This window comes from Tardiphaga sp. OK245, assembly GCF_900108575.1.
Classification (GTDB): Bacteria; Pseudomonadota; Alphaproteobacteria; order Rhizobiales; family Xanthobacteraceae; genus Tardiphaga; species Tardiphaga robiniae.
In genome coordinates, this window is record NZ_FNWZ01000001.1 from 487884 (window position 1) to 500143 (window position 12260).

Consider the following 12260-nt stretch of genomic DNA (forward strand, 5'->3'; position numbering starts at 1 on the left):
CGCGCATTTTATCGCGCGGCACAACCGGCGGGCAAGCTATACAAAGAGCATGTCAGGCAGCGAAACGCGGATGCTTCGTTGCGGACGGCGCACGGGCAGCGATTTCGGCCCGCACATGGCTGATATTGCTGACGAAAGCGCGTGCCGACGCTTCCCAGGTGTGACCTGCAGCAAACTTGAGACAATCCTGCGGCGAGATCTCAAGCGCCTTGAGACAGGCCTGCCGCAAGTCGTCCGACAACACACCAACCGGCGACGCTCCGATCACGTCCTTCGGACCCGTCACCGGGAAGGCTGCCACTGGCACGCCGCTCGCCAGCGCCTCGAGCAGGACGAGACCATAGGTGTCGGTCTTGCTCGGGAACACGAAGACATCGGCCGCGGCATAGGCAACGGCCAGAGCCTCGCCCTGCAACGCGCCCGTGAACCGCGCCTCGGGATATTTCGCTTCGAGCGCGGTACGGGCCGGGCCATCGCCGACCACGACCTTGGTACCCGGCAGATCGAGATCGAGGAAGGCTTCGAGGTTCTTCTCGACGGCGACGCGGCCGACCGAGAGGAAAATGGGCTTCGGCTTGCCGAGATCGACCTGCCGCGGATGAAACAGATTGGCATCGACACCGCGCGGCCACAGCACGACATTGCGGAAGCCGCGGTCACGTAGCTCGGTCGCGAGTGCCGGCGTAGCCGCCATCACGGCAGAGCTGGCGCCATGGAAACGGCGCAGGCCTGCCCAGACCCAGGCCTCCGGAATCGGAAAACGCGCCGAGATATATTCGGGGAAGCGCGTATGGAAACTGGTGGTGAAGGGAATGTTGCGACGGCGGCAATAAGCGCGCGCAGAAAACCCGATCGGACCTTCGGTGGCGATATGGATATTGTCGGGCTTCGCCTCGTCAATCAGTTGCGCGATCTTGCGGCGGCTCGGGATCGCAACGCGCAAATCAGCGTAGCTCGGCAGCCCGACAGTACGAAACGATTCCGGCGTGAGAAAACTCACATCGACACCAAAGCCCTTGGCCGCCTCCGCCATCATTGTCAGCGTGCGTACGACACCGTTGACTTGGGGATGCCAGGCGTCGGTAGCGACGAGAATGCGCATCAGGCCGCCATCCTTCACGCCGCCTTGGCCGGTGCGAGCGCCTGCACCGGCATGCCGCGGCGGACCGGATCGGTCCAGGTAATGATCTCGAAGCGGCCATCCTCGTGTTCGACCAGCGCCGTACAGCTTTCGACCCAGTCGCCGCAATTCATGTAGCGGATGCCGTGCTCGTCGCGGATCGTCGCGTAGTGGATATGGCCGCAGATCACGCCATCAGCGCCGTGACGCCGTGCCTCGCCGGCCAGCGTCTCTTCGAATGCGCCGATATAGTTGACGGCGTTCTTCACCTTCATCTTGGCCCATTTCGACAGCGACCAGTAGGGGAAGCCGAACAATTTGCGCAGCGCATTGACCAGACGATTCATCTGGATCGCGAAATCATAGGCCTTATCGCCGAGATGGGCGAGCCAGCGCGCGTTCTGCACCACGAGGTCAAAAATGTCGCCATGGATGACGAGGTATTTCTTGCCGTCCGCGCCTTCATGCGTCGCAGTCTCGACGACCTCGATGCCGCCGAAATGCGTACCGTAATAGCTCCGCAGGAACTCGTCGTGATTGCCGGGAATGTAAACGACCTTGGCGCCCTTGCGCACCTTGCGCAGCATCTTCTGCACGAAGTCGTTATGGGACTGCGGCCAGTGCCAGCCGGATTTCAGCGCCCAACCATCGACGATGTCGCCGACGAGATAGATGGTATCGGCATCATGGGTGCGGAGGAAGTCCAGCAGCCGGTCAGCCTGCGATCCGCGGGCGCCAAGGTGGACGTCGGAGATAAACAAGGTGCGAAAGCGCTTTTCGTTGCCTTCACTCATCACGTCTCTTTCCATGTCGAGCAGCTAACTGATTTGCATGACACGGCGATGACGATTTACGCCGCCAGCGCCGCCGCGGTTCGCTCAAAAGTAACCAATGTGTAGATGCCGAACGGCGCCACCTTGCGGCGTTCGACGAGGATCGATTCAGCATTCGCTTGCGACCACGCCTGCAGCCGCGCGAACGGGAATTCCGGGCGTAGACCAAGGGAACGGGTCTTCACCGCGGCCCAGCGCTCGACGGCGGCTGCCAGACCAGTCTCCGAATACAGATGATTGACGAGAATGATGCGGCCGCCCGGCTTCACCACGCGGTGGCACTCGGACAATACCTGCTCGGGATTCTCGACCAGCGTAATCACGAACTGTGCGACGACACAGTCGAAGGTCGCGTCAGAAAATGTCATGGCATGGGCGTCCATCTCCCTGATGTCCTTGACCCATGGATAGCGGCCGGTTGCCATCTTGGCGCGCGCCTTGGCCAGCATGGGCGCGCTGAGATCGATACCGGTGATCTCGGTTGTCGCATCATAGTCATCGAATGACAGGCCGGTGCCGACGCCGACTTCAAGCACCTTGCCGCCAACAGCGCGCGCCGCTTCCGCAGCCGCACGGCGCCCCTTCAGCATCACCGGACCGCACACCGCATCATAGATCGGAGCCCAGCGCGCATAGGCCGTTTCAACAATGGACTTTTCGAGATCCAGCGTCGTCATCGAAGGTTCCGCCCAGCGTGCTCGAAAGAATCGGACAACCCATTTGCTGTTCGGCTGATATCAAGCCGGGATGACAGATCGACGACAGAGTGTCGCATGAGAAGTACCGCTGGATACGCCAAGAGCCCCCGGGGACTACCGTAATTGATATGTACCCACAGAGCGGCTGCCGCACGTGGATCGCGAATCCGGTGCTGACGCGCGGAATTTGCAAGACGAAGCCCTTCCTGAACGCGTTCGACACGCTTGGCCGCCTCTTCGCGGCGCCTTAAGCGAAAATAACGCTGCTCTGACGCCTGACTGACGTCGGCAACGACGTCGACAGGCTTCAATGGCTGTCACGCAGCGATATGCCGGGATATCCCGGTCGCAAAAATCGGAGCACCACCATGCGCGCCTACGCACAGTTTGTATCAGGCGACGATCATATGCGTCTCGGTGCGATCTTCAGCCTGCCTGCCACGTGGCGGCAGCGAGCCCGTTTCAGGGCAGAGTTGCGCGCAGATATCAGAGACAGGCCCGATTTTCTCCACGATATCGGCATCGGCCTGTACGAAGCGCACGCCGAAGCGTCACGGTTTTTCTGGGAACCCTGGCTATTGAAGCGTCGCTAGCCCAAGATCGCAATCCGATTGCTGCGGTAGACAGCGGACTCGACCGAGAGCGCAAGTATCGATGTCTCCGAGATCGACCAGAAGATCAAGAATCTTCGGGTGGAGCATTTCCATGACACGCATTTGTCCCTTTCAACGGCGGCTGATCGGACGATCGCACAAACAGACATTGCATTTCACTCGGAAACGCGCTGGATCATAGATGCGATCTATGACCTGTGGGGGACGGCACATTGGACAAACTCACTCTGAACGATCCGCTATTCGCTACCTACGTCATTGCTGCGAGCCTGACGATCCTCAAGGCTGTGGCGATGTCGTGGCTGACTGTAGTCCGTATGATCGACATCAAAGGCGGCTACCGTTCACCCGAGGATATCAAGAAGACGCCCATGAACCCCGCGCCCGACCCGGCGCAACTCTTGCCCAACGAGCGCGTCGAGCGGATCCGCCGGATCCAAATAAACGACCTCGAGAGCCTGCCCTACTTCCTGGTCGCGGGTTTGCTCTACATTCTCACGCAACCGTCCCTGCTGCTCGCCCAATGGCTGCTATACGGTTACGTCGCCTCACGTCTGCTTCACTTCATCGCCTATCTCACCGAACAAATTCATGAGATACGCGCGACCTTCTGGACTGTGGGCTCGCTCATCCTGATCTTCATGACCGTCCGGACGTTGATATCTGCGGTCGGCGCGTGAAGTTCAAGCCGTAACGCCGGCTTCGCGCTGAGCCGATAGGTAACGTTCAAGATCGTCGTCCTGCTTGAAAAAGCGCATGGCACGAAGCTCTGCGATAGTTGTCTTTTGCACGGCATCGCGCTGGCGCGTCACGTCGCGGGCCTCTTCCAATCGCCTGGCGGCTACAAGATTGGCTACCAGCATGCGATGGCCCGTACCGTTGGCCGGATTCTGCTGGATCGAGTTGCGCGCCCACAAGACACCATCCTCAGGGCGCCCGAGCGCAAAGCATGATGCAGCCAGGCCCGTCATCCAAAAATGGAGCATATTGTCATAGGGGCTGAGGGCGATCGACCGGTGAAGGCATGTGACAGCATGCTCATAGTCACCACCCATGCTGTCGATCATTCCAAGAATGCCCCAGGCGAAGGCGGAGCTTGGATTGAGGCGCACAGCTTCCTTGCAGTGGATGCGCCCCTGACCGTTGTTGCCGACCGGACCAAACAATGTGAAGCCATAGACCGCATGGGCGAACGCATCTGCACCATCTTGCTCGACGGCGCGGCGCGCCAAGACGACGGCTTCGACCAACGTTTCCGGCAAAGCCGCCGCCCCCAGAGGCGACGCCATGACAAGTGCCCAAGCAAGGGACGCCAGCGTGGCTGGGCGCAGCTGATCGCGGTTGAGAGACTGTCGCAACAATACGATCGCCCTCGTGATCCCGTCACGGGTTCCGTTCCATAGATGGGGAAGCGCTCGCAGGTAGATGTCGTAAGCCGAAAGATCAGAGAGCGGCTTGCGCCTTGCGCGCTCGACCTCGGCGCTCCGCACGGCCGGATCAATCACTGCAGCGACGCTCGCGCTGATGTCATCCTGCAGATCGAAAACATCGACGATGGCGCGATCGTAGCGATCAGACCAGACCTGAACCTCATCGCGGGCATGGGTCAGTTCGGCCGATACACGAATGCGGTTGCCCGCTTTGCGGATGTTGCCGCTCAGGACGTATTGAACACCGAGTTGTTGCGCGATTTGCCGGCTGGTCAGCCTTCTATCCTTGAAGGCGAAGCTCGATCCGCGTGCGATGACCACGAATTCGCGAAAGCGCGACAAAGCGGTGATGATGTCCTCGGTGACACCGTCAGCGAAGTATTCCTGCTCCGGGTCGTCGCTCATGTTCCGAAACGGCAGAACCACGATGGATGGTTGATCCGCGACCATCATCAGAGCAGGCGCAAGTGGAGTCGATATCTCGATCTCGCTGACAGCCACCGATTCGATCAGTGTCTGGGCTCTGCGTAGTTCAGCAACAAGCGCTCTGGTTGCTTCGTCCGGCTCTGTATTGAGCTCTCGCTTCAGAAGCCCAACGACCTCTTGATAGTATTTGAGCGCTTCAGCTTTACGCCCGGTTGCAGACAGAGCTTGCATGATCAGCCGGTGCGCATCCTCACGCATGTTGTTCAGTGCGCTGGCACGGTGCCCGGCCTTCAATGCGTGATCGGCGCGACCGGCGACCAGTTCTTTTTCGCCGAGCCCGACCATCGCAGTCAGAGCCAGCTCCTGAAATCGCTGGCGTTCGCCAGCCAGCCAATCGCTCCAGCCTTCTTCGCTAACTCCGATGTCATCGACGAAGCGCCCTCGATAGAGATTCGCCGCCTCACCCAGCGCATCACGGCCGCCCTCCCGCACCAGGGCCTCGAACCGGCTGATATCGCACAGGATCACCGTCGTATTCAGCGATACGAACTCGCCATCGCTCTTGAGAGCATCGCGACCCAGAATTTGACGTAGCTTAAACAGTGACTGACGGAGGTTCTGCCTTGCTTGCGCGTCGAAATAAGACCCCCAGAACAGGGTCGACAGTTTTTCGCGCGGCTGAGGCTCCGGTGCCGTGCAAGCCAGATAAGCAAGCAATCCCGAGAGCTTCTTGTTTGGCAAGCCGACCACGCCGTCCGGCCCGGTGAGCACGACGCGTCCCAAAAGCGAAAGATTAAATTTTGGGCACACTGTCGGCTACTTCCAAGTTTTGAACAAATGCGTCCTCTGAATATACATTTAACTCAGATTGGCAACTTTGCGAGCAGTATTAACGCAGCGATGACGGCTGACTAACGCCGGCGAGACGGCGGCGGGTTCAAGTCAAAATGCGACGAGATGCGAATGGCATTCGGCGCAGAGCAACTTCACCCGGAAGCCGTCATGCGCACGCGTCACATCATTGCAGTCGTCGTTACCCTGACCGTGATCCTCGCCGGAGTTGATGTGGCGCTGACTTCCCTCGCCGCTCCGAAAGCCAGAGCGGCTTCGCACGCCACGCCTCCCGTCTCCCCCCTCCTTTTCGGAGACGACTGATCTCAGTTCGATTTCGAAGTAGCCGTCAAGCAGGAGGTCGCATTGACCAATACCGCGCAACTGCGAGCGCGATCGTATGCCTTTCTCTCAACCGAAGACGAACGACGAGTCGTCGCGAGATGGAGAACTGGAGTGATCGCGTTCTATGGCTCGATTTTGTTGATTGCTTTGGCTGCAACGAGCCAAAGGCCCCGAGCCGATCAGCCTGACCTCGCTTCCGATGATTTCGTCACATACCACATGTCGAGCTTGCCGCTACCGTAAGCGAACAAAGCCAACGCCACGGCAGCATCGCGGCCAATGCCAGCAAGCGCAGCGAAGTTTCAATGCAAATCTCAAGAGTGTCAGGCGGCCGAGCGGTCAGCAAGCTCACCTGCATCATGCCGTGAAGTATCAGGAAAAGAATTATGAAGACCGACTTTCCGGCGCCGTCTCCAGCACCTGTAGGGGCTTCGATGATCGTCGGCGCACTTCATGAATCCCGTCGCCGGCAGGCAATCAACGTCATTCATCGCTACCAGCATCTCATCTCCGACCGCATCGACACCAATCCTGGTAAGCCCGTTCCATCGCCAGACGCGAAAATGCGTGCTCGTCAAATACAGAACAGTGAAAGGAAAAGAAACGTGAGACGACTGAGCGAGACGCACCTGATCATCCTGATCCTTATTGGCTTCGGCATTGTGCACGTGATTGGCGGCGTCCTCCTGGCACGGGCGGCGCCCGAGCACAGTCGCCCTGTGAATATAGCGGCCTGGGGCGACTGACTGCGGCTGGCGAAGAGGCATCAATCATCAATGGACGGCAACAATCGTGAGGCTGACATGGCTGCAATCGCGAGCGCGATGTCCCGCGCTCTTCGTTCGATCACCGGAGCCGATGTGCTCAAGCATTTTCTGTTTTTCTGCGGAGCCGGAATTCTGGTGTTCGTACTCTCGCTCACTTACGGCCTGGATTTGAGCTCGGGCCTTTTCTGATCCTCGCCACGAATACGCAACTGAAGCGTCCAATTCCCCGCAGGCCATATCCGCATGAGGTCGCTACGTGAACGCTCTGATCGCCACCTACATCGCATGGATCATCGCCCAAACCGGCTTCGCCCCTCCGGCTCACCCGCCAATCCATTTCGCGACGTCAGCAGAAATGGCTGTGCTAAGTGGTGTGCCGGAAAATAGCGGGCTCGAATTTCAAGCCCTCTACAGTCGCGAACAGGGCGCGATCTATCTTCCTCACGAATGGCAACCGGTCAATTTGCGGCAGAAGAGCGCGCTGCTGCACGAGCTCGTGCATCACGTGCAACGAGCCAACAACGTCGAAGCTCCGTGTGTGGCAGCCCACGAACGCCAGGCCTATGACCTTCAGATGACATGGCTCCGCGAACAGGGGGTCGAGGATCCCTACAGCCTCGTCGGCACGAATGAACTCACAATCTACATGGTGAGCGTCTGCCGCGACGGCTCGTGAGCGGCACGCGACGTTCCTTCGTCATATGCCATGAGATGTAGCAGGCTCGCGCGCGGACGGATGCTCAGGCGATTGTAGCGCGCCGAGGTTGGTTTGAGCCGATCTGGACCTGCCTAATAGAATGCGTGGAAGTGATGCACCGGGCCGTGGCCGTGACCGACCGTAAAACGATCCGCCGCAGCGATCGCAGACGTGACATAGGCTTTCGCCGTACGCACGGCGGCTTCCATGTCCTGCCCCTTGGCAAGGCCTGCCGCGATCGCTGATGACAGCGTGCAGCCGGTACCGTGCGTATTCTTCGTGGACACGCGCTCTGCCGGCAATGCAATGGCGCGGTCTGCGGTGATAAAATAGTCAGTGCTCTCCGGGCCGGTCCCGTGGCCGCCCTTGATCAGCACAGCCTTGCAGCCGAGCTTGAGCAGACGCTTGCCCTGCGCCTCGATGGCCGCATCGCCCTCCGCCATTGGTTCATCAAGCAGCGCGGCTGCCTCCGGCAGATTTGGCGTGATGATCTGGGCCAACGGGATCAACGTGCTGCGCAGCGCGGCGATGGCCTCCGGCGCCAGCAGACGATCGCCTGAGGTCGCCACCATCACGGGATCGAGCACCACATGTTTCGGCTGCCATGTCGCAAGGCCCGCGGCGATGGCCTCGATCACATCGCGCTGCGCGACCATGCCGATCTTCACCGCGCCGACCGCGAGATCGACGAACACGGCATTGATCTGCTCGCTCACGAACTCCGCAGGCACCTGATGGATGCCGGTGACGCCCTTGGTGTTCTGCGCGGTCAGCGCTGCGATCACCGACGCGCCGTAGACGCCCAGCGCCGCGAAGGTCTTGAGGTCGGCCTGGATGCCGGCGCCGCCCGAGGAATCCGAGCCGGCAATGGTCAGCGCAACGGGTGTGGGCATCGGAAAAACTCGCACGAGATCAAGGGATAAGCAGCCATACCAGTCCTACCCCGCCAGTCGTGAACCAGCAAGGCGGCGACATGCTGGCGGCTTGCGCCGCCCCCTGTTTTGGGCTTGATGATCTCTAAAATCGCCCGTTTCCGGAGAATCCCGATGGTCCCCTTCTTTGTCCAGTTCAAGTGCAAGCTTGGCCAGTCCTACGCCGTCGCCAACGCGCTGGCCGAAGCCGAAATCGCCTCGGAGATCTATTCCACCGCTGGGCATTACGACCTGCTGGTGAAGTTTTACGTCGATAACGCCACCGACATCGGCCATTTCGTGAACGAGAAGGTTCAGACCATCCCGGGCATCCAGGACACGCATACGATCATCACGTTCAAGGCGTTTTGAGAAACGCACCGGCCGTGCGCTCCTTCGCCCCGCTCTGCGCGGGGAGAAGGGTGGGATGAGGGGCGAGGCACAATAGCCGTTCCAATTCACCCTGGGCATGTCGCACAGATTCCGATCCGCGAATTGCGAGTATATGGCGACGTCGTGCCATGCCCCTCACCCGCCGCGAAGACGCGGCGACCTCTCCCCGCAAGCGGGGAGAGGTTAAGAAACCTACACCGCCATTTTCCGGTGCAGGACCGGAATGCCGCTCAGCTCCTCTGCCGCGTCGACGATCGCATTCGCGTCGATGCCGTGGTGGCGATAGAGATCGCCGATCGTGCCGGTCTGGCCGAATTGTTCGACGCCCAGCGCTTCCATACGATGACCGCACACACTGCCGATCCAGCCCAAAGTCGCCGGATGGCCGTCGAGCACGGTGACGATGCCGCAGTCGCGCGGCAGCGGCTGCAGGAGCTTCTCGATGTGGCTGAGATGCTGCGGGTTGCGCCTGTCGCGGCGGATCTTTCGCGCCGATGTCCAGCCGGCATGGAGACGGTCGGCTGACGTGATCGCCAGCAGGCCGATGTCGCGATGGCTGTCGCCGAGCAATCCCGTTGCCTCGATCGCCTCCGGCGCCAGCGTGCCGGTATAAGCAATCACCAGATCGCAATTGGCGCCCGGCTTGCGCAGCCAGTAGGCGCCGTCAGTGATGCCCTGCTGCAGCTCCGGCGTCATCATGCGCTGCGGCTGCTCGATGGTGCGCGTGGAGAGCCGCAGATAGACCGAGCCGCCGGCACGCTGACCGCTGTCATCAGTGCCCGCGTCGCGCTGCATGTGCTGGAAGCCCCACCCCATGATGACGGCGAGCTCATCGACGAAAGCCGGCTCGAATGATGCGAGCCCGTCTTGCGCCATGCCGATCAGCGGCGTCGCGATCGACTGATGCGCACCGCCTTCTGGCGCAAGCGTGATGCCCGACGGCGTCGCCGCCACCATGAAACGCGCATCCTGATAACATGCATAGTTGAGCTGATCGAGACCACGCTCGATGAAGGGATCGTACAGCGTCGCGACCGGCAGCAGACGGACGCCGTTGATGCTGCTCGACAGGCCCAAGGCTGACATCAGGATGAACAGGTTGGCCTCGGCGATGCCGAGTTCGAGATGCTGGCCCTTCGGCGAGAAGTCCCAGTTGAAGGTGGACGGAATCTTCTCGCTGCGGAAGTGATCGGCCTTCTCCGCGCGCGCGAACAATCCGCGGCGATTGACCCAGGCGCCGAGATTGGTGGACACGGTGACATCAGGCGACGCCGTGACGATGCGGGACGCCAGTTCGGTATCGCCGCGTGCCAGCTCATGCAGGACGAGGCCGAAACCCTGCTGCGTCGACATTTCCGGCGACGGCTTGAACGACAGATGCGCGGGAACATCGATCACGTCAGCGCCCAGACGCCGCGTGCCCTGCTGCACGAAAGGCACATCCTTGAGGAACGTATCGAGCATCAAAGCGTCCTGCGTCAGGCCTTCATACTTATCCCATTCATGGCCGGGCCGGATGTTCTGCGCCGCGCGCCAGGTCTCCATCTGCGTCGGCGTCATCAGGCCGGCGTGGTTGTCCTTGTGACCCTGGAACGGGAGGCCGACGCCCTTGATGGTGTAGGCGATGAAGCAGACCGGACGATTGTGATCGATGGCTTCAAAAGCCTCGACCATGCTGGCCATGTCGTGGCCGCCCAGATTGGACATCAGTGCCAGCAGCTCCTCGTCGCTGCGCGCCTCGATCAGGCGCGACACCGGACCCTGATCGCCGATCTCGTCGTTGAGCCGCTTGCGGAACGCGGCGCCACCCTGGAAACACAAAGCCGAATAGATCTGGTTCGGACAGTTGTCGATCCAGGTCTTCAGCGCGGCGCCGCCGGGCTCGGCAAAAGCCGTCTGCATCAGCCGGCCATACTTCACGATCACCACGTCCCAGCCAAAGTTGCGGAACATGGATTCGAACTTCTCCCACAGACCCTCGCGCACCACGGCGTCGAGGCTCTGGCGGTTGTAGTCGACGATCCACCAGGTGTTGCGCAGCCCGTGCTTCCAGCCTTCAAGCAAAGCTTCGAAGATATTGCCCTCGTCCATCTCGGCATCGCCGACCAGCGCGATCATGCGGCCTTCGCGGCGGTCCTTCATCCAGCCGTGAGCCGAGACGTAGTCCTGCACCAGCGACGAGAACAGCGTCTGCGCGACGCCGAGGCCGACCGAGCCGGTGGAGAAATCGACATCGTCGATATCCTTGGTGCGCGACGGATAGCTTTGCGCCCCCTTGAAGCCGCGGAAGTTCTCGAGCTTCTCGCGCGTCTGGTTGCCGAACAGATACTGAATGGCGTGGAACACCGGACTCGCATGCGGCTTCACCGCGACGCGGTCTTCCGGCTTCAGCACGGCGAAATACAGCGCCGACATGATCGTCGCCAGCGAGGCGGATGACGCCTGATGGCCGCCAACCTTGAGGCCGTCGGTATTGGGGCGGATGTGGTTGGCGTTATGGATGGTCCATGACGAGAGCCAGAGCACCTTGCGCGCCAATGCGGTCAGGGTCTGCAGGCGATGATGATCGATCGGCATGGTGGGCTCCCGCGTCGGCCAGCTGCGCTGGTTCGTGATGAGGTCGCCATTCTAGCAGGCGCTCGAAAGTGATTTTCTCAATTCATCGCGACAACCAGGACCATATTGGGATAAATGAATGGTTCTGGCTCCCATTTCATGGAATTTTCCCAATGTCAGCCCTCGACGCAATCGACCGCAAGATTCTCGCCGCGTTGCAGATCGACAGCCGCATCACCATGCAGGAGCTTGCCGAGAAGGTCGGCCTGTCGATCTCGCCGTGCCATCGCAGGGTGAAACTGCTGGAAGAGCGCGGCGTCATCACCCGCTACATGGCGCTGGTCGATCAGAAGGCAATCGGGCTTCCGGTCAGCGTCTTCATTTCCATCAAGCTTGTCCGGCAGAAGGAGGAAGATCTCAACCGTTTTGCGAAAGCGATCTCGAAATGGGAGGAAGTACTGGAATGCTATCTGATGACCGGCAACCGCGACTATCTCTTACGCGTCGTCGCGGCGGATCTATCATCCTATGAGGCATTCCTGAAGAACAAGCTGACCCGGCTCGACGGCATCGCCTCGATCGAATCCAGCTTCGCCCTCAGCCAGGTGAAGTATTCGATCGCACTGCCGGTGTGAGGGC

At 60.4% G+C, this 12260-nt stretch carries 14 protein-coding genes; 8 read left to right on the forward strand and 6 right to left on the reverse strand.

Annotated elements, in window-relative coordinates; translation table 11 throughout:
* Positions 1-52: 52 nt before the first annotated feature.
* The 3 genes from BLW80_RS02225 to BLW80_RS02235 are packed head-to-tail and all read right to left on the reverse strand — an operon-like array spanning position 53 to position 2630.
* On the reverse strand, positions 53-1102 hold the full coding sequence (locus BLW80_RS02225) for a glycosyltransferase family 4 protein (protein WP_093757308.1): 1050 nt from the start codon (positions 1100-1102) through the stop codon (positions 53-55).
* 14 nt (positions 1103-1116) lie between these two features.
* A complete protein-coding gene (locus tag BLW80_RS02230; RefSeq protein WP_374725715.1) occupies positions 1117-1914 on the reverse strand; it encodes a UDP-2,3-diacylglucosamine diphosphatase in 798 nt (265 codons plus the stop codon).
* A 56-nt stretch (positions 1915-1970) separates the two neighbouring features.
* Complete coding sequence (locus tag BLW80_RS02235) at positions 1971-2630, reverse strand: class I SAM-dependent methyltransferase (RefSeq protein ID WP_093756645.1); 660 nt, start codon at positions 2628-2630, stop codon at positions 1971-1973.
* Between the two features lie 389 nt (positions 2631-3019).
* Here BLW80_RS02235 and BLW80_RS02240 point away from each other — a divergent pair, with 389 nt between their 5' ends.
* A complete protein-coding gene (locus BLW80_RS02240; protein ID WP_093756646.1) occupies positions 3020-3244 on the forward strand; it encodes a hypothetical protein in 225 nt (74 codons plus the stop codon).
* Between the two features lie 233 nt (positions 3245-3477).
* The gene (locus BLW80_RS02245; protein WP_170849545.1) at positions 3478-3945 is read left to right on the forward strand and encodes an MAPEG family protein; all 468 of its coding nucleotides are present in this window, start codon (positions 3478-3480) and stop codon (positions 3943-3945) included.
* Between the two features lie 3 nt (positions 3946-3948).
* Here the strand turns inward: BLW80_RS02245 and BLW80_RS02250 are convergent, their stop codons facing one another.
* The gene (locus BLW80_RS02250; RefSeq protein WP_244527914.1) at positions 3949-5892 is read right to left on the reverse strand and encodes a BTAD domain-containing putative transcriptional regulator; all 1944 of its coding nucleotides are present in this window, start codon (positions 5890-5892) and stop codon (positions 3949-3951) included.
* 192 nt (positions 5893-6084) lie between these two features.
* On the opposite strand from BLW80_RS02250, the gene BLW80_RS02255 reads away from it, so the two are divergent.
* From BLW80_RS02255 to BLW80_RS02270, 4 genes are all read left to right on the forward strand, one after another.
* Positions 6085-6276 carry a hypothetical protein gene (locus tag BLW80_RS02255; protein WP_093756648.1) on the forward strand — a complete coding sequence of 64 codons (192 nt, stop codon included), beginning with the start codon at positions 6085-6087 and terminating at the stop codon, positions 6274-6276.
* Positions 6277-6683: 407 nt separating this feature from the next.
* Positions 6684-7043: a hypothetical protein gene (locus tag BLW80_RS02260; RefSeq protein ID WP_093756649.1), complete on the forward strand. Its 360-nt coding sequence runs from the start codon at positions 6684-6686 to the stop codon at positions 7041-7043.
* Between the two features lie 57 nt (positions 7044-7100).
* Positions 7101-7253: a hypothetical protein gene (locus BLW80_RS30160; protein ID WP_170849546.1), complete on the forward strand. Its 153-nt coding sequence runs from the start codon at positions 7101-7103 to the stop codon at positions 7251-7253.
* A gap of 67 nt (positions 7254-7320) precedes the next feature.
* Positions 7321-7740 (forward strand): DUF6647 family protein, encoded by a 420-nt coding sequence (locus tag BLW80_RS02270; protein WP_093756651.1) that lies wholly within the window; start codon positions 7321-7323, stop codon positions 7738-7740.
* 113 nt (positions 7741-7853) lie between these two features.
* Here the strand turns inward: BLW80_RS02270 and thiD are convergent, their stop codons facing one another.
* A complete protein-coding gene (gene thiD, locus BLW80_RS02275; protein ID WP_093756652.1) occupies positions 7854-8654 on the reverse strand; it encodes a bifunctional hydroxymethylpyrimidine kinase/phosphomethylpyrimidine kinase in 801 nt (266 codons plus the stop codon).
* Positions 8655-8807: 153 nt separating this feature from the next.
* Here thiD and BLW80_RS02280 point away from each other — a divergent pair, with 153 nt between their 5' ends.
* On the forward strand, positions 8808-9044 hold the full coding sequence (locus BLW80_RS02280; protein WP_068735543.1) for an Lrp/AsnC ligand binding domain-containing protein: 237 nt from the start codon (positions 8808-8810) through the stop codon (positions 9042-9044).
* A gap of 213 nt (positions 9045-9257) precedes the next feature.
* On the opposite strand, the gene BLW80_RS02285 is transcribed toward BLW80_RS02280, so the two are convergent.
* Entirely contained in the window at positions 9258-11642 is a 2385-nt protein-coding gene (locus BLW80_RS02285; protein ID WP_093756653.1) for a thiamine pyrophosphate-binding protein, read from the reverse strand.
* A gap of 152 nt (positions 11643-11794) precedes the next feature.
* Between BLW80_RS02285 and BLW80_RS02290 the strand changes: the two genes are divergently transcribed.
* Positions 11795-12256: an Lrp/AsnC family transcriptional regulator gene (locus BLW80_RS02290; protein WP_089265228.1), complete on the forward strand. Its 462-nt coding sequence runs from the start codon at positions 11795-11797 to the stop codon at positions 12254-12256.
* The last annotated feature ends 4 nt before the right edge of the window (positions 12257-12260 follow it).

What these genes read in the sequence shown, in the direction of transcription:
- BLW80_RS02225 (WP_093757308.1), bottom strand. Translation starts at nt 1,102, where the DNA reads ATGCGCATTCTCGTCGCTACCGACGCCTGGCATCCCCAAGTCAACGGT.
- BLW80_RS02230 (WP_374725715.1), bottom strand. Translation starts at nt 1,914, where the DNA reads ATGAGTGAAGGCAACGAAAAGCGCTTTCGCACCTTGTTTATCTCCGAC.
- BLW80_RS02235 (WP_093756645.1), bottom strand. Translation starts at nt 2,630, where the DNA reads ATGACGACGCTGGATCTCGAAAAGTCCATTGTTGAAACGGCCTATGCG.
- BLW80_RS02240 (WP_093756646.1), top strand. Translation starts at nt 3,020, where the DNA reads ATGCGCGCCTACGCACAGTTTGTATCAGGCGACGATCATATGCGTCTC.
- BLW80_RS02255 (WP_093756648.1), top strand. Translation starts at nt 6,085, where the DNA reads ATGGCATTCGGCGCAGAGCAACTTCACCCGGAAGCCGTCATGCGCACG.
- BLW80_RS02260 (WP_093756649.1), top strand. Translation starts at nt 6,684, where the DNA reads ATGAAGACCGACTTTCCGGCGCCGTCTCCAGCACCTGTAGGGGCTTCG.
- BLW80_RS30160 (WP_170849546.1), top strand. Translation starts at nt 7,101, where the DNA reads ATGGCTGCAATCGCGAGCGCGATGTCCCGCGCTCTTCGTTCGATCACC.
- thiD (WP_093756652.1), bottom strand. Translation starts at nt 8,654, where the DNA reads ATGCCCACACCCGTTGCGCTGACCATTGCCGGCTCGGATTCCTCGGGC.
- BLW80_RS02280 (WP_068735543.1), top strand. Translation starts at nt 8,808, where the DNA reads ATGGTCCCCTTCTTTGTCCAGTTCAAGTGCAAGCTTGGCCAGTCCTAC.
- BLW80_RS02285 (WP_093756653.1), bottom strand. Translation starts at nt 11,642, where the DNA reads ATGCCGATCGATCATCATCGCCTGCAGACCCTGACCGCATTGGCGCGC.
- BLW80_RS02290 (WP_089265228.1), top strand. Translation starts at nt 11,795, where the DNA reads ATGTCAGCCCTCGACGCAATCGACCGCAAGATTCTCGCCGCGTTGCAG.